The organism is Proteus sp. G2673, assembly GCF_009915125.1.
GTDB lineage: Bacteria > Pseudomonadota > Gammaproteobacteria > Enterobacterales > Enterobacteriaceae > Proteus > Proteus penneri.
Genome location: NZ_JAABLT010000010.1, coordinates 135,121 through 152,611 on the forward strand (window position 1 = coordinate 135,121; position 17,491 = coordinate 152,611).

The 17,491-nt window shown below is 39.1% G+C and carries 11 protein-coding genes and 1 pseudogene; 9 read left to right on the forward strand and 3 right to left on the reverse strand.

The features are described 5' to 3' along the window. Positions 1-94 precede the first annotated feature (94 nt). From GWI59_RS05920 to tolC, 3 genes are all read right to left on the reverse strand, one after another. On the reverse strand, positions 95-1,258 hold the full coding sequence (locus GWI59_RS05920; protein WP_072064306.1) for a glutathionylspermidine synthase family protein: 1,164 nt from the start codon (positions 1,256-1,258) through the stop codon (positions 95-97). An 8-nt stretch (positions 1,259-1,266) separates the two neighbouring features. Next, complete coding sequence (locus GWI59_RS05925; RefSeq protein WP_072064305.1) at positions 1,267-1,995, reverse strand: DUF1190 family protein; 729 nt, start codon at positions 1,993-1,995, stop codon at positions 1,267-1,269. A 329-nt stretch (positions 1,996-2,324) separates the two neighbouring features. Continuing rightward, the gene (tolC, locus tag GWI59_RS05930; RefSeq protein ID WP_161669594.1) at positions 2,325-3,722 is read right to left on the reverse strand and encodes an outer membrane channel protein TolC; all 1,398 of its coding nucleotides are present in this window, start codon (positions 3,720-3,722) and stop codon (positions 2,325-2,327) included. A gap of 213 nt (positions 3,723-3,935) precedes the next feature. On the opposite strand from tolC, the gene nudF reads away from it, so the two are divergent. The 9 genes and pseudogenes from nudF (at position 3,936) to pta (ending at position 17,461) form a co-directional block, all read left to right on the forward strand. Then, a complete protein-coding gene (nudF, locus tag GWI59_RS05935; RefSeq protein WP_161706334.1) occupies positions 3,936-4,571 on the forward strand; it encodes an ADP-ribose diphosphatase in 636 nt (211 codons plus the stop codon). A 226-nt stretch (positions 4,572-4,797) separates the two neighbouring features. Then, the gene (cpdA, locus tag GWI59_RS05940) at positions 4,798-5,637 is read left to right on the forward strand and encodes a 3',5'-cyclic-AMP phosphodiesterase (RefSeq protein WP_072064302.1); all 840 of its coding nucleotides are present in this window, start codon (positions 4,798-4,800) and stop codon (positions 5,635-5,637) included. A gap of 3 nt (positions 5,638-5,640) precedes the next feature. After that, positions 5,641-6,216: an esterase YqiA gene (yqiA, locus tag GWI59_RS05945; RefSeq protein WP_006535999.1), complete on the forward strand. Its 576-nt coding sequence runs from the start codon at positions 5,641-5,643 to the stop codon at positions 6,214-6,216. Positions 6,217-6,339: 123 nt separating this feature from the next. Next, on the forward strand, positions 6,340-8,235 hold the full coding sequence (parE, locus tag GWI59_RS05950; protein WP_072064300.1) for a DNA topoisomerase IV subunit B: 1,896 nt from the start codon (positions 6,340-6,342) through the stop codon (positions 8,233-8,235). Between the two features lie 31 nt (positions 8,236-8,266). Next, positions 8,267-10,447 (forward strand): annotated as a pseudogene (parC, locus tag GWI59_RS05955) (DNA topoisomerase IV subunit A); the annotation flags it as partial. Positions 10,448-10,774: 327 nt separating this feature from the next. After that, entirely contained in the window at positions 10,775-11,224 is a 450-nt protein-coding gene (locus GWI59_RS17675) for a DNA gyrase C-terminal beta-propeller domain-containing protein (protein WP_228766790.1), read from the forward strand. Between the two features lie 64 nt (positions 11,225-11,288). Next, a complete protein-coding gene (locus tag GWI59_RS05960; RefSeq protein WP_072064298.1) occupies positions 11,289-12,038 on the forward strand; it encodes a 1-acylglycerol-3-phosphate O-acyltransferase in 750 nt (249 codons plus the stop codon). Between the two features lie 329 nt (positions 12,039-12,367). Next, a complete protein-coding gene (gene ftsP, locus GWI59_RS05965) occupies positions 12,368-13,786 on the forward strand; it encodes a cell division protein FtsP (RefSeq protein ID WP_161724240.1) in 1,419 nt (472 codons plus the stop codon). 453 nt (positions 13,787-14,239) lie between these two features. Next, positions 14,240-17,461, forward strand: a complete 3,222-nt coding sequence (pta, locus tag GWI59_RS05970; RefSeq protein WP_161724242.1) for an autotransporter Pta — start codon at positions 14,240-14,242, stop codon at positions 17,459-17,461. Positions 17,462-17,491: the final 30 nt, after the last annotated feature.

A 17,491-nucleotide genomic window follows, 5' to 3' on the forward strand; every position in this document is an offset into this window, starting at 1 on the left:
TAGCCTTTTTTACTAATAACGAAACCTATTTTGAATAAAAAACACCTTACTGCTTATCAGCAATAAGGTGCTCAATATAATTTTAAGATTTCTATTAATCTAAAATAATATGTGGATAGAAGCGTGAAAGATCTTGCGTGATAAGCTCTCTATCTTCTCTGATGCAAATACCTGCAGATTGGTCGTTAACCAGCCAGCTACCAATTAATGTATAGCTATCGCCAAATTTTGGCAGTGGGTGGAAATCCTGAACAATAAAGCCTTCTTCACCGTAAGGACCATCTGCGACAGCAATATCTTTGCCGTTTTCAACAATGCGAATATTTGCACCTTCGCGTGAAAACAGTGGCTTGATAACATAACGTGATAATGAATCAGGCGCTTTACCCTCATAAAAATAAGCAGGTAGCAGATTGGGGTGATTAGGGAACATTTCCCAAAGCATGGGTAATAATGCTTTATTTGAGATAATGCTCTTCCAAGAAGGCTCTAACCAACGAATACCCGCATCAGCCAGTTTAGTTGAGAAGTCTTCGCGGAACATAAATTCCCAAGGGTAAAGCTTAAACATGTTGCTGATTATCTGATCTTGCAGATCAGTTAATTCACCACGTTCACCTAAACCTAGATCTTCAATAAAGACAAAGTCAGTTGTGACCTCTGCTTCTTCAGCACAATCTTGTAAGTATTGAACGGTACCACGATCTTCTTGCGTATCTTGGCAACAAGACATATGCAGATAACGCATTCCGTATTGATCACGAAGCTCTGCAAAACGATCAATCAACTTTTCTTGTATGCTATTAAATTGATCGGCATTTTGCGGTAAACGACCTGCATTGACTTGATCTTCAAGCCAGATCCATTGAAAAAAAGCAGATTCATACAATGAAGTTGGTGTGTCTGCATTATTTTCTAACAGTTTTGCCGGACTTTTACCGTCATACGCTAAATCAAGACGTGAATAGAGCGAAGGTTGAGACGATTTCCATGAATCACGTACAAAATCCCAACAGTGACGAGGGATTTGAAAACGAGTCAGCAACTCTTCGCTATTAGCCACTTTATCAGCGACTTGTAAACACATCTGATGCAGCTCTTCTGTCGTTTCTTCTAACGTTTCAACCTCTTCCATTGAGAATTGATAATAAGCATCTTCAGACCAATAAGGCTCGCCATACATTGTATGAAAGTTAAAGCCAAATTCAGTTGCTTTTTCACGCCAATCCGGGCGTTCAATGATATTTTCGCGTTTCATGGTTTTAATTAACCACCTGAACGATAAGAAGATGAACCGGTTGAGCTACGGTTATTATTCGTAGCATTGGTACGTTGAGCTGCAGCTTGTCTTGAAACCGTATTACCAAAGCCACCACGTGTTATTGTTGAGGTTGTTGATGGTTTTGGTGTCATGGCTGTTTTTGGTACGTTCATTTGACGCCCACCAACCGCAGGACCATAGTTACGACCTGTCGCATCCACAAATTTACCGTTTGCAGGGCTTGTTGGATTACGCGAACTAAACAGTGGTTGTGCTGGTGCGCCACCCCCCATTAAGCGACCCATCATATAACCCGCCATTAATGGCATAAAGAAGCTACCACCGGAGTTAGCTTGGGCCATTTGTGAGCTGTCTGGGTTTAAATTATTGGCATTTTCAGTACTCACAGCTTGTCCATCAATCGATGCTGTTTGTGTACATTGAGCGTCACCGAATTCAGCTACACAATCTTCTAATGTTGCGTATTTAGGTGCTGTACGTTGTGCCTCTTGTAATGCAGTACGATAAGAGTCTTCACACTGTGCTGCTTGTGAAGGATTCGCTTGAGCACATTCTTGTGCATTCATATACAGTGAAACTGTCTCATCGCTCTCTTCACATCCTGAAAGCGCGAATACAGCAGTGATGGCGATTGCAACAGGCGCCAGACGATAAGGACGGAATGCTTTACGGAAAGCATCTCGATTAATCGATTTGGTACGTTTCATTGGCATATTGGTAAGATCCATAAAAGGTAACACGTTCAAAATAAAAGCTAGGATAGGTTAAATAGTCTAGAAAATAAATAAGAAACGCCTAATCATCAGGGATAACCAGAAATTTGTGATCTTTATAAGGTTAAGAATAATGAAATTAGATGAATCTTCTCTTTTTAACCTAATTGTGATTAAGCTATTTGTTAATACAAGAATATAGATATTGTTGAGATCTTAATTTAAGCCATAACATGATATTGTAATGTTAAGAATAAACATAAAAAAACCGCTTATCAGTTTATTGCTGAAAGCGGTTTTTTATAAGTGGCTAAATTCTTAATTCACGATCACGGAGCAACGTTAAGAGCAGGGCTTGTTAACGAGCGAATAATACTATCTGGTGAAGTAGAAACTTCTGCACCCAGTGTGTTATTTAACTGAATTAAGTCATTTTCATTTAATGTGCCACGTGCATATTCAATATTTAGTTGGTTAATTAAATAGTCATAACGTGCGTTGGATAATTTTTGTTTTGCATCATAAAGTGTTGTTGTGGCATTTAACACATCAACAATAGTACGAGTACCCACTTGATAACCCGCTTCAGTTGCATCTAATGAACTTTGTGCAGAAACAACAACTTGTTGATACGCTTTGATGCTACTGATTGATGCAGAAATATTGTTATAAGAAGAACGTGCGATTTGGACAATAGAACGATAAACCGATTCTAATTGTTCGCTTGCACTCGTAAAACCATATTGTGCTTGTTCAACTTGTGAGCTTGTTCTGCCACCTGTATACAGAGGAATACTAACAGACAGACCAATACTATTTTGACCACTGTAACTATTGCGACTAGTGTTAGGCGTTACAGGAGGTAATGCGCTACCGTGACTATGGCTATTGGATACGCCAGTTGATGCATTTAAATCTACGGTTGGTAAGTGACCAGATTGCGCTAAACGAATATTTTCGCGCGCTAAATCTTGGCCTAAACGTGCACTTAATAAACTTAAGTTACGTTCTTCGGCATCTTTTAACAGTTTCTCAATAGAGTCTGGTGATGTTGTTGAAAAACGGCTGATATTGAGTGATGCCAGATTAATGTAATAAATACCACTGACTTGGCGTAGTTTCTCTAATGCGTTATCTAATTGGTTACGGCCAACCACTTCTTGTGCCAGTACGCTATCATAATTTGCACGCGCATTTTGTACGTCAGTAATAGCCACTAAACCTACGTTAAAACGTTGAGTTGTTTGATCTAACTGACGGTAAACTTGTTCTTTTTGCGCTTCAATAAATGATAATGAATCAATAGCACGTAAAACATCAAAGTAAGCGGTCGCGGTGTCTAAAATCAGCTTTTGCTGACTTGTTTGGTAAGTCACATCGCTCATACCCGCAGTTTTTTCTTGAATGTTTAACTGGCGCCATAATGCCATGTTAAACACACTTTGAGTTAGCGTTAAACTTGCACCAATAGAATTGGATTCGGTGTTGTTATTATCGCGGTAGCCGCTTTTATAATCGGCAGAGGCACCTAATCCTAATTGGGGTAATAATGAGCCACGAGCTTCATTAATTTTTTCAAAAGCTTGATTTCTTTCAGCTAATGACTTGCGTAACTCAGGGTTACTGTCCTTTGCTTTTTGATAAACTTGAAGCAGATCCTCAGCCTGACTTGCAGTGCTGAATCCTGCCAAACTCATCGTGACCAAAAGAGAGAGCAGTTTTTTCATTTTAATTCCTTGTTGCAACAGTTTCGCTGAGTTGCCTCTGTTAATCTTGATTGGGGATAATTCTAGCAGATTGTTTCCCTAAGTAGGGGTAGCCATTTGTGCCATATCCTTTTATTTTAGATTAACTTTACATGAATTGTTGGCAAATTTCTTTAAATCTGTATTAAACATAAGCAATAAAAAGACTCTTAAATATAACTTAAGGAACATTGTATGAAGAAAAGGGAAAATACACCATTTTTATACGGCCGTGAAGACGTGAAATTGCTCAATCAAAAAGATTTATATAAAGGCTTTTTCCGTATGACTGAGTACCGCTTTAAACATCGCCTTTTTGAAGGCGGATGGAGTGAAGAAGTCAAACGTGAAGTCTTTGAGCGAGGCAATGCGGGTGTTTTGTTAGCTTATGATGCTAAACGTGATGAAGTGGTATTAATTGAGCAAATTCGTATTCCTGCGTATGAAACCAGTGAGACACCTTGGTTGCTAGAAGTGATTGCGGGTATGGTTGAACAAGGCGAAAGCCCAGAAGACGTTGTTAGACGCGAAGCCCAAGAAGAAGCGGGCGTTGTTGTTGGGCGATGCGAGTCAATTATTAGTTATCTTTCTAGTCCTGGTGGCACCAGCGAAAGAATGCATGTTTATGTCGGTGAAGTTGATACAACAACAGCAAAAGGTATTCATGGATTAGCGTGTGAAAATGAAGATATTCGTGTTCATGTTGTTAGCAGAGAACAAGCTTATCGTTGGGTTGAAGAGGGCGTGATTGACAATGCTGCATCGGTCATTGCACTTCAATGGTTACAACTTCATCATATTGAGTTAAGAAAGCGTTGGTCGGTAATTTAATATATTAATCAATCTTTAAAGGGTGTTTTTAGTAATATTATCAAGTAGAGTAACTATCTCTAAGTGTACGATATCAAATGAATTAAATTGTAAAAAGAAGTGAAAAAAACGTGATTGAAAGCGAGAATATTTCTCACTAATCTTTTGAAATGTGTATTGGTTGGCAGATCTTTACTACGAAAATACGTTAACATAACGGCTAATGAGAGTGAAACAAGGAAACCTTTTGGAAAGCCAGCTTGAATTATCGGTGAAACACAAAAACACCGTAAGAATATTACAAATCACAGACACCCACCTCTTTGCTAATGTGGAAGACACTTTGCTGGGCATAAATACTTATCGTAGCTACCATGCGGTATTAAATGCGATTAGAGAGCAGGGTCTTGATGTTGACTTGATTGTAGCAACAGGTGATTTAGTTCAAGATCAAACCTTTGAAGCTTATCAGCATTTTGCAGATGGCATTGCAACGTTAACACCACCTTGTGTTTGGTTGCCAGGTAATCATGACTATCAACCTGCGATGATTGATGCTTTAAATCAGGCAGGCGTTTTGTCAGCTAAACAAGTGTTGATTGGTGATAATTGGCAAATGCTGTTATTAGATAGCCAAATTCAAGGTGTTCCTCATGGTGAATTATCAGATTGTCAATTAGATTGGCTAACACGCTGTCTCGAAAGTCAAAAGCACAGAGATACGATTATCTTGTTGCATCATCATCCTATGCCGTCAGGGTGTACATGGTTAGATCAACACAGTTTAAGAAATTCTCAAGAATTGGCTGAGCGTTTAAGAGAGCACTCTCAAGTAAAAATGATGCTTTGTGGTCACATTCATCAAGAAATGGATGAAATGTGGAATGGTATTCGTTTGTTGGCAACACCTTCTACGTGCATTCAATTTCGCCCTCATTGTACTAATTTTACATTAGATACTGTTTCTCCGGGCTGGCGTTATTTGGAAATGTCACTTTTATCTGATGAGAAGGGCAGAATTGAAACACAAGTTTACCGTTTAGAGGGGACTGAATTTTGTCCTGACCTTGATTCGGATGGCTATTAAGTCATGCCTCGTATTCTCTATTTACATGGCTTTAATAGCTCACCAAAATCAGCAAAGGCACAGGCTTTTCGTCAATGGCTTGAAGTAACACATCCTGAAATTGAATTGTTAGTACCTCAATTGCCACCTTACCCTCAAGAAGCCGCTCAGTTAATTGAATCGTTAGCTAAAGAGTGCGTAGATGACAAGCTTGGATTAATTGGCTCATCATTAGGTGGCTACTTATCGATCTGGCTATCTCAACGTTTTAATTTACCCGCTGTTGTTGTTAATCCTGCGATCCGTCCTTTTGATCTCTTACAAAATTTCTTGGGTGAAAACGAAAATCCCTATACACATCAAAAGTATAGATTAGAACCTCATCATATGGATGAGTTACTTGCCTTGCGTATTCCCGTAATTACATCACCCGAACTTATTTGGTTGCTTCAACAAACTGGAGATGAAATACTTGATTATCGTCAAGCTGTCTCATATCTTGGCGCGTGTAGGCAAACCGTAGAATCGGATGGAAATCACGCATTTGTGGGTTTTGAACGTTTTTTTCCGAAAATTATTCAATTTTTAAAGATAATTTAGTCTTTCGGTTAATTAACCTGTAAAACGTAGGTTGATGTATCTATCCGAAAATTAATATCATATTGCCGCAAACACCTGTTATTATAAACAGTATTTTCTAACAGCGAACCGCAGATTAAAACAATGACTCAATCAAGTTATAACGCAAAGGATATTGAGGTTCTTAATGGTCTAGAGCCTGTACGTCGCCGTCCAGGGATGTATACAGATACAACAAGACCGAACCATTTGGCACAGGAAGTGATCGATAATAGCGTGGACGAGGCGCTTGCGGGACACGCATCGAAGGTCGATGTCATTTTATATGCAGATCAATCTATCGAAGTTATCGATAATGGGCGAGGAATGCCTGTCGATATTCACCCAGAACTTAAGGTCTCTGCTATCGAGTTAATCCTTGCTCACCTTCACGCCGGAGGAAAATTCTCTAATAAAAACTATCAATTTTCTGGCGGGTTGCATGGTGTGGGGATCTCGGTTGTTAACGCCCTCTCAAAGCGTATTGAAGTAACTGTTCGTCGTGATGGTAAAATTTACCAAATTGCCTTTGAAAATGGCGATAAAGTTGAAGAGTTGCATGAGATTGGCACCTGTGCAAAACGAGATACAGGAACGAGTGTGCATTTTTGGCCTGATGGCGCCTATTTTGATGTTCCTCGTTTTTCTTCTAAAAGCTTATCTCATGTATTAAAAGCTAAAGCGGTATTATGCCCGGGCGTGAATGTTTCTTTTGTCGATAAAGTAAACAATACTCAAGAAAATTGGTGCTACGCTGATGGTTTAACCGATTATTTAAGTGAAGCTGTTGCTGAATTTGTTCGCCTTCCTGAAGAGCCGTTTACAGGCAAATTTGAAGGAGATAATGAAGCCGTTGAATGGTCTATGTTATGGCTACCTGAAGGTGGCGATCTACTCACTGAAAGCTATGTTAACTTAATTCCGACGGTTCAAGGTGGTACACACGTAAATGGTTTACGCCAAGGTGTGTTAGATGCAATGCGCGAATTTTGTGAATTCCGTAATTTGCTACCAAGAGGTCTTAAGTTAACCGCGGATGATACATGGGAGCGTTGCGCTTATGTATTATCAGTGAAAATGCAAGATCCTCAATTTGCAGGGCAAACCAAAGAACGACTCTCTTCAAGACAAACCAGTGCATTTGTTGCAAATGCGGTAAAAAACGCTTTTAGCTTATGGCTAAATCAAAACGTTCAAGTCGGCGAATTACTCGCTGAAATGGCGATTAGTAGCGCGCAACGTCGTATGCGAGCAGCTAAAAAAGTGGTGAGAAAGAAACTCACTTCAGGGCCAGCATTGCCGGGTAAATTGGCTGATTGTACTTCTCAAGATTTACGTTACACCGAGCTATTTTTGGTCGAAGGGGACTCTGCAGGAGGTTCTGCTAAACAAGCTCGAGATCGTGAATATCAAGCGATTATGCCTTTGCGCGGTAAGATCCTAAATACATGGGAAGTCTCTTCAGATGAAGTGTTAGCGTCACAAGAAGTCCATGATATTTCGGTTGCAATTGGTATGGATCCTGATAGCGATGATTTAAGCCAACTGCGTTACGGTAAAATTTGTATTCTTGCGGATGCGGACTCGGATGGTTTACATATCGCAACTTTATTGTGTGCTTTATTTGTGCGCCATTTCCCAGCTCTTGTTAAGGAAGGGCACGTTTATATGGCGATGCCACCACTTTACCGTATCGACTTAGGTAAAGAAGTTCATTATGCCCTTGATGAATCAGAAAAAAATGCCATTTTACAACGTTTAAGTCGTAAAAAAGGAAAGCCTAACGTACAGCGCTTTAAAGGTTTGGGTGAGATGAACCCGCTTCAACTGCGTGAAACAACGCTTGATCCTAATACGCGTCGTTTAGTGCAATTGGTGATTGATGATGAAAATTATCAAGAAACCCTAGGCATGATGGATATGTTGTTAGCGAAGAAACGCTCTGAAGATCGCCGAAATTGGTTACAAGAGAAGGGCGATGAAGTTGACATCGAAGTGTAATGGATACCACAAGAGTCTGAGGAAAAATTGAATGAGTGAATTGACTCATGATGGTGTAGAGCGCCAACCGCTCCACTTATTTACAGAGAATGCCTATCTCAACTATTCCATGTACGTCATTATGGATCGTGCATTGCCTTTTATTGGAGATGGGCTAAAACCTGTGCAACGTCGTATTGTTTATGCGATGTCAGAGCTAGGTTTAAGTAGTTCTGCTAAATTTAAAAAATCAGCCCGTACTGTTGGTGACGTGCTAGGTAAATATCACCCGCATGGTGATAGTGCATGTTATGAAGCAATGGTACTGATGGCTCAGCCGTTCTCTTATCGTTATCCGTTAATTGATGGACAAGGTAACTGGGGGGCGCCGGATGATCCAAAATCTTTCGCCGCTATGCGTTATACCGAATCACGCCTTTCCAAATATTCACAAACATTATTGAGTGAATTAGGACATGGTACGGTAGATTGGATCCCTAACTTTGACGGCACGATGCAAGAGCCGAAAATGTTGCCAGCACGCTTACCTAATATCGTGCTTAATGGCACAACGGGGATTGCTGTTGGGATGGCAACGGATATTCCACCGCATAATGCACGTGAAATAGGACAAGCTTTAGTGATGCTTTTAGATAATCCTGATGCGGGATTATCTGACGTGATGCAATATGTTCAAGGCCCTGATTATCCAACTGAAGCTGAAATTATTACGGCTCAAGACGATATCAAAAAAATCTATAAAACGGGTCGTGGTTCGGTCAGAATGCGAGCTGTTTGGCAGAAAGAAGAAGGATGTGCGGTGATCACTGCATTACCTCATCAAGTTTCTGGTGCCAAAGTACTTGAGCAAATTGCAGCCTTGATGCGAGCAAAAAAATTGCCTTTAGTTGAAGATTTGCGTGATGAATCCGATCATGAAAATCCAACCAGACTTGTGATTGTTCCTCGTAGTAATCGTGTTGATTTAGAGCAAGTGATGTACTACTTGTTCGTAAATACCGATTTAGAAAAAAGTTATCGCGTTAACCTAAATATGATTGGGTTAGATAACCGCCCAGCAGTAAAAGGATTACTGACTATTTTAAACGAATGGTTAGTTTATCGTCGCCAAACAGTCACAAATCGTCTAAATCATCGTTTAGAAAAAGTTTTACGTCGCTTAGAGATCCTCAAAGGTTTATTAATTGCTTATCTCAATATTGATGAAGTGATTGAAATCATTCGTCATGAAGATGAGCCAAAAGCAGAATTAATGCGTCGCTTTGAGTTATCTGATATTCAAGCTGAAGCTATTTTAGAGTTACGTTTGCGTCATTTAGCCAAACTTGAAGAGATAAAACTAAAAGGTGAAAGTGATGAGCTTGAAAAAGAACGCGATAGTATTGAGAAATTATTAAGTTCACCACGTCGCTTAAATACTTTACTGAAAAAAGAAATTGAAGCCGACGCAAAAGAATTTGGTGATGACAGACGTTCTCCTATTCGCCCTCAAGAAGAGGCGAAAGTGGTTAATGAACAAGATATGTTGCCATCAGAGCCTGTCACCATTGTGCTTTCTGAAATGGGCTGGGTACGTAATGCAAAAGGACATGATATTGATCCTAGCGGTATGAGTTATCGCGCTGGGGATAGTTATCACAGTGCAGTTCGAGGCATGAGTAATCAGCCTGTTCTGTTCCTTGATTCCACTGGCCGAAGCTATACTCTAAGCCCAAATGATATGCCTTCTGGACGTAGCCAAGGCGAACCATTAACCGGTAAGTTAACTTTCCCTCCAGAAGCTAGCGTGAAATACATGTTAGCGGGAAGTGCTGGACAAGAATATTTACTGGCAACAAAAGAAGGTTATGGCACGGTTCTCTCTTACGATGAGATGGAAACGAAGAATAAGACAGGTAAAGGTCTACTCACTGTTTCTGAAGAGACTGAATTATTAGCACCGCTCTTAGTTGATCCTCAAAAGAAAAATGAGCAACACTGGTTTATTATCATCACTGATAAAACACGTATTTTAGCCATTTCAGCAGAACAACTAAATGAAATGAATAAAAAAGGGCGTGGTACACGTCTTGTTGCTTTAGGGAAAGAGCAAGGTGATGTGATTGAACAAATGTTGTTTGCACCAAAAGATGAAGCATTAATCTTTACTGTCGATGGTCAGCAAGAAGTGCTTAAAGCAGAAGAGATCAACTATTTTAGCGGTAATGCGGGTGATGAACCTATTCCGTTAAAACATCTGCATCCTGAAGCAGTTACCGTCATTATGTCTGAAAAAGGGCTTATTCGTTGTCAAAAAGGACATAGTATTGATGCTAAATCGGTTGGTTTTAAATCTGGTGATGATTATTTTGATGCTGTTGAAGGGATGAGTAATCAACCAGTACACTTAATTGATACCACAGGTCAAAGTTATACTGTTGATGTTGATGCATTACCTTCTGGTCGTAGCAAAGGTGATGCGCTAACTGAACGATTAAAAGTTCAGAAAGGTGCGCAATTGCGTCATGTTGTTATGGGCGAAAATACCGATAAGATCGTCATGGCATCTGATGCCGGTTATGGTTTTATCTGTCAGGTTGATGATTTAACTTCTAAAAATAAAGCAGGAAAATCATTACTGACTTTACCTGAAAATGCATTACCATTACCACCACAGCGCTTGAACAATGAGCTCACTGATCTCATTATGATCATTACTAAAGGCGGTAGAATGCTGATTTTTGAAGCATCTGAATTACCAACTATGGTAAAAGGAAAAGGAAATCAGATGGTTTCTATTCCGGCGTCACAAGCCGCAAGTGGTGAAGATAACGTCGCTTGGTTACGTGTATTACCTGAGAATGCCTCTGTTACATTGCATTTCGGTAAACGTAAGATGACAATGTCGATGAATGAGTTAGTTAGCTTTAAAGCAAAACGTGGACGTCGAGGAACCTCTTTACCTCGTGGTGCTCAAGTTATCGATCATATTGATATTGAAACAAATTAAATCTAATACTTAATTGATATTGAGTGGGTCTGTTGACCCACTTCTATTTAGGACGCTAAAACTTATGTTAGCCATTATTCGAGGCATCATTGTCATTCTTTACACCATTATTGTGGTGACGTTTGGAATGATTTATTGCATGTTTTCACCAAGAAATCCTAAACATGTAATGACTTATGGACGCTTATTCGGCAAGTTATCTACTGTTTTTGGTATCAAACTCGTTGAGCGCTTTCCAAAAGAAGCAAAAAGTTATGGTCCAAGTATTTATATCGGAAACCATCAAAATAATTTCGATATGGTAACGATGTCAAATGCGGTTCAACCTAATACCGTGACAGTAGGTAAAAAAAGCTTAATTTTTATTCCTTTTTTTGGTCAATTGTATTGGATCACAGGGAATATTTTAATTGATAGAGCAAACCGCTCTAAAGCACATGGCACCATTTCACAAGTTGCTGATCAAATTAAATCGAAGAAGATTTCTGTTTGGATGTTCCCAGAAGGAACACGTAGCCGTGGCCGTGGACTATTACCGTTTAAAACGGGGGCATTCCATGCCGCCATTCAAGCGGGCGTACCGATTATTCCTGTTTGTGTTTCAACAACACAGGGTAAGATTAAGCTAAACCGTTGGAATAATGGGTACGTTATTGTTGAAATGTTACCTCCAATTGACGTTTCAAAATACACCAAAGATCAAGTTCGAGAATTAGCAGAAGATTGTCGTCAAATTATGAAAGCGAAAATCGAAGAGCTAGATAGAGAAGTTGAAGAAATGAATAAACGTGATTTTCCCGGTAAGTTAAATTAATACTTTTTTCGTTGCTTTGTTTGTACAAATATAAGCCTGATCTTCATATACTCGTCATACTTCAAGGTGCAACGTTGTTGACTACACTCATTTGCGCTAGTTACATATTTATGTATGTGACTAGCGGCTCATTCATTAGTTGCCTAGTTGTATTTTGAATTATTTAGAGTGCTGGTTATCAACTATTTTTAGGATTTATGTCACATCCGCGCTATTATGCTCCCGTAATTTCATTTAAGTCCTTTTGTCTTTAAATCACAGCAGCTTTTTTCCTGTCACAGCATTTTGATTATGCAATAGGAATATTTGTATTTTGTTGCGGAGAAAGTATGTCATTTAGTCGTCGCCAGTTTATTCAGGCTACAGGCTTAGCGGTATGTCTGGGCTCTATATCTTCTGTTCGTGCTGAATCAGTTAATGATAAAAAATTACCTATACCGCCTTTGTTGGAATCGCGTCGTGGTCAGCCACTGTTCTTAACTTTGCAAAACGTGCATTGGGCGTTTAATGGTACTCAAAAAGCACAGGTTTGGGGGATCAATGGCTCAACTCCGGGACCGACAATCAAAGTCAAAAGTGGCGATGATATAAAACTGATTTATAGTAACCGCCTTAATGAAGCGGTATCAATGACGGTAAGTGGCTTATTAGTTCCGGGCACTCAAGTCGGTGGAGCCGCAAGACTAATGTCACCCGGAGCTTATTGGTCGCCGGTATTGCCTATTCGTCAGAAAGCAACAACATGTTGGTATCACGCCAATACACCGTTTAAAATGGCACCTCATGTTTATAATGGATTGGTAGGAATGTGGATTGTGGAAGATGAAGAGAGCAAATCCCTACCGCTACCAAAACATTATGGAGTGAATGATTTTCCGATCATCATTCAAGATAAACGGATTGATAACTTTGGTACGCCACAATACGACAAAGAAGCTGCTAGTGATGGCTTCTATGGTGATACATTGTTAGTTAATGGACGTGAAGATCCTTATATTGAAGTCTCTAGAGGTTGGATCCGCTTACGTTTAGTGAATGCATCTAATGCTCGTCGTTATGAATTAACTGCAAATGATGGTCGATCGCTTTACCTTATCGCTTCTGATCAGGGGTTATTAACATCTCCTGTAGAATTGAAGTCAATTCCAATGGCTCCAGGGGAGCGACGTGAAATATTGGTTGATATGTCTGAAGGTGGTGACGTCACCATTACCGCAGGGCAAAGTGCCGGCTTTATGGATAGGCTCCGTGGTATTTTTGAATCTTCAGATTTATTACGTAATACCAATATAATAACGATTAAACCAACCGGATTAATGTCATTAATGACAGACAAAGTCCCTGCGCAATTAGCGGTAGATGACACACAAATCACTACCTCTATTCAGCCTAGAACTATTCAACTGCATAACAGTCCTCCGGGAATAAATAATGCTCGTTGGGAACTTTCAAGAATTGATTTAGTCGGTAAGCAAAATGGCTGGGAGCGTTGGCTTGTAACAGTACCGACACCGCAACCATTCCATATTGAAGGTGCCCGTTTTAAAGTGATTAATCATAATGGTCAGAAACCTGCACCCTCTGATTTTGGTTGGAAAGATACTGTTTGGATTGAGGATCAAAGTGAATTGCTGGTGGAATTAAAACAGCCTTCTTATTCGCATTTCCCTTTCTTATATTACAGCCAAGTATTAGAAAATGCAGATAAAGGTATGGTAGGACAAATGGAAGTCACGCCTTCGGAATAAAAATTCAGTAGTAATACTAAATTAAAATAAAAACAGTATTTTTCAAATAAAAATACTGTTTTTTTTCATGTTAAAAACAATGTGAATTATATTTTTTAGACTAAAGTTTAAATAGAGAAAATATTTCCAAAAAAATTGTTAATTAATTTAATATTTTTGTTTGTTTATTTAAGTTCTCTTTATTAAGTTGATTTAAATATTGTCATTAATGAGATTAATATTGAAATAGGTTAATTTTGGTTATTTTTAATATAATAACAAACGATCTAATTTTGTTTAATCTATCTGCTAATTTGTGACTGGTTAGTCAATCTATCTATTTTTATGGTTTTAAGTGATATTTTTGGGATGTTCTTCAAGTAATTATTTTTCTAGAAACTAGAGAATCTCTGCGTCTTTTATTTTTGATCCTTAATTAATGTTATTAAATTTTAATATAATTGAAGGTACAGAATGAACAAAGAAATAGCTTTAAGTCATCATCATAAAATGAATAAAATAAACAAAAATATATTTCAACTTTCCCTTGTTGCATCTGCATTGCTTTTTTCTGGATATTCTGTGGCATATTTAGAAACTGGGCAATTAGGTGATAGAAAAAGTTGGGAGAGCCAAGAATATCAAAAAGACTGGGGACTAGCTGCAATGAATGCCTCTAGTGCTTATGCACTTGGTTTTCATGGGCAAGGTGCCAAAATAGGTGTGATGGATTCAGGTGCATTATTATCACATCCTGAATTAAATGATGCACGTTTCCATGCCGTTAAAGCCAAAGGTCAATACGGTTCAACAGGCATGCGTTACCCCCAAGAAATGGGGGGACATTATGAAAAAGGTCAAGACTTTGATGTTGATGGAAGCTGGATCAAAGATGTGAATGATACACACGGAACACATGTTACAGGCACGGTAGGCGCAAGCCGTGACGGTAATGGCATGCATGGGGTTGCATGGGGTGCTGATGTTTATTTAGGAAATACGGGGGCAACAGATAGCAATAACTACGGCCCTTACCAAGATTACACCTACTTCTACACTGGCTGGAAAGCCATGGTCGATGCAGGCGCTCAGGTGATTAATAATAGCTGGGGAACCAACCCACGAATTATTAATACAGTTCCGACGAAAGGTCCTGATGGTGGTAAGACAACTGAGCACATGCCGGTTGATACCACAGCACAAACTGAATACGAATATTTTTATTTCAAAAAAGTCTATGGTGATAAACCTTCTTTTGTTGATGCCGCTTATGATGCAGTAAAAGGCACGAATGTTGTGCAAGTCTTTACAACCGGTAACCGCGATTTTGCCCAGCCTTATTATCGCCCCCTTTATCCTTACTTTAATCCTGAAGCAGAAAAACATTGGATTGCAGTTGCAGGTCTTAAACAGAATGCAGACAAGTCGGGTTATGAATTAGAAAAAATCTTTAATGAAGCAGGGAATGCGAAATGGTGGACGGTGGTTGCTCCGGGTCGTTACATTTATTCGTCAGTTGTTGATGAAGAGGGAAATGCAGGTTGGGATACCTTTAGTGGTACATCTATGGCTGCACCTCATGTTACAGGTGCTATGGGCGTCTTAATGTCGCGTTATCAATCAATGAATGCGATGCAAGTACGTGATGTGATGTTCACAACTGCCAATCACCATAATCCAGATGGCTCTTTATATGATAGTTGGACGGCAGCTGAAGGTACGCCTGATGTACGTTATGGTTGGGGGACTCCTGATTTAGATAAAGGAATGTATGGCCCTGGTCAATTCTTAGGTAAGTTTGAATATAACTTAAGCATGACACCGCTTGATGTTTGGACAAATGATATTTCACAAACTGCGTTAGATCTGCGAGAACAAGAAGATTTATCATGGCTGAAAGAGTACCAAGAGAAAGGCATTTCGGCGGGTGGTGATTACAATCTAGGAACGGATTTTGTTATCAACGACGGTAACCCAGATCCAACTTCACACATTGTCAGCAAAGAAGATGCTGAAAAATGGCGTAAAGAGTATTACCAAAAACGTGCTGATGCTATTCAAGCGAAAATTGACGCTGGGTTATATGATGGCGCTTTAGTCAAGAAAGGTGAAGGTACGTTGGTGATGACTGGCGATAATACTTATCGTGGTGGTACAACAGTCGGACAAGGTACTTTATATGGCTTTACAGAATCGTTTGGTACAGAAGCGGTTAATGTGAATGGCGGTAAATTAAGTGTTATTGATCGCTATAACGATACTTTCACACAACAAGGTCAATTAGCATCAAATGAGAGTCATAAAACCAATATTAATATCAATGATAAAGGGACATATTTAGTGACCGTCGGGCACGATGTTAATGTCGGCGATATGTCCTTAAATAAAGGGGCAAATTTAGATATCGGTGCAGATAATGAAGGTCAGTTAAAAGATATTTATCTTAACAACGCTGTTGCGACAGGCACTGTAAATGCAGACAATTTAGTTGATAATCGCACCAAAACAAAAATGTTAGCGAATAACAACGTGGCTTCAAATAGTGATTATGCATTATTTGATAAAAATGTTTCTGTAAAAGATAACACCATTACAGGCACATTAAGTAAGAAAGAAAATACCTCTTTAGCCACTTTTGCAAATAATGAAAATGGCCGTTCTATTGCTAATACATTAGATATCACTGGCAGTGGCGATTTATTTAATGCTGTACTTCCTATGAATGAAAGAGATCTGAATAAGACCTATGGATCATTAGGGAGTGATATGTATTTAAATGCTAACAGTGCGAGTGTCGTAAATGTTTTAGGGTTAACTCGTACAGTGAAAGATCAAGCTATGGGTATTGGTCAAGGCCGCTATGCTACATTGGATAACAGTAACGCCCGTATTTGGATGACCGGCATTGGTCAATGGGGTAATGCTGATTATGGTCATAGCAATATGGATGTTGATTTCTATGCGGGGTTATTAGGTGCAGAAATTGATGTGACTGAAAATACGAAAGTAGGTCTCTTCTTTGGTGCCGGCTCAACCAAATATAAAGGTAATGAACACGGTAAAATAGATAGCAACGATATCCATATTGGTGCTTATGGTGTGTCTAATTTGTATGATGTGGCTTCATTAAACTATGGTTTCACCCATACTAATCAAGATAGAGATGCAAAAAGAACACTTTGGGTGGGACAAAATGCAGGTTATAACTCAACCAGTTATGATGCAAAAATTACTCAAATTTTCTTAGAAGGTGCTTATACTCAATTTAATACTAATCAATACTCGATTGAGCCATACGCAGGATTTAGCTGGTTACGCGTATCAACAGATGATATCAATGAAAATGTCGGTAATATGAAATTTACCACTAAGACTGATTCACAAGATATTCAAGTCGGTACTATCGGTTTACGTGGTGGTTATCCATTTATGGCTGGCAATATAAATATGGCATTAAAAGGCGATATTTCTGCAAGCCATCTGTTTGGTGACAATCGTCCTGAATCACGTCTGTTCTTATCAAATTCCGGTGATGCAACATTACGCGGTGGTAAGCTGGATAATTTGTTTGGTGTTGGCTTAGGTGTTGATGCGCAATTAAGTAAATCAACTACCTTCGGGCTGTATTACCAAGGCCAATATAATAGTGATGTAAGTACAAGTGGTATCAATGCAACATTGAAAATTAATTTCTAATTATATTTAGGTTTTTTTCTATAAAAGGCC

What these genes read in the sequence shown, in the direction of transcription:
- GWI59_RS05920 (WP_072064306.1), bottom strand. Translation starts at nt 1,258, where the DNA reads ATGAAACGCGAAAATATCATTGAACGCCCGGATTGGCGTGAAAAAGCA.
- GWI59_RS05925 (WP_072064305.1), bottom strand. Translation starts at nt 1,995, where the DNA reads ATGCCAATGAAACGTACCAAATCGATTAATCGAGATGCTTTCCGTAAA.
- tolC (WP_161669594.1), bottom strand. Translation starts at nt 3,722, where the DNA reads ATGAAAAAACTGCTCTCTCTTTTGGTCACGATGAGTTTGGCAGGATTC.
- nudF (WP_161706334.1), top strand. Translation starts at nt 3,936, where the DNA reads ATGAAGAAAAGGGAAAATACACCATTTTTATACGGCCGTGAAGACGTG.
- yqiA (WP_006535999.1), top strand. Translation starts at nt 5,641, where the DNA reads ATGCCTCGTATTCTCTATTTACATGGCTTTAATAGCTCACCAAAATCA.
- parE (WP_072064300.1), top strand. Translation starts at nt 6,340, where the DNA reads ATGACTCAATCAAGTTATAACGCAAAGGATATTGAGGTTCTTAATGGT.
- GWI59_RS17675 (WP_228766790.1), top strand. Translation starts at nt 10,775, where the DNA reads ATGGCATCTGATGCCGGTTATGGTTTTATCTGTCAGGTTGATGATTTA.
- GWI59_RS05960 (WP_072064298.1), top strand. Translation starts at nt 11,289, where the DNA reads ATGTTAGCCATTATTCGAGGCATCATTGTCATTCTTTACACCATTATT.
- ftsP (WP_161724240.1), top strand. Translation starts at nt 12,368, where the DNA reads ATGTCATTTAGTCGTCGCCAGTTTATTCAGGCTACAGGCTTAGCGGTA.
- pta (WP_161724242.1), top strand. Translation starts at nt 14,240, where the DNA reads ATGAACAAAGAAATAGCTTTAAGTCATCATCATAAAATGAATAAAATA.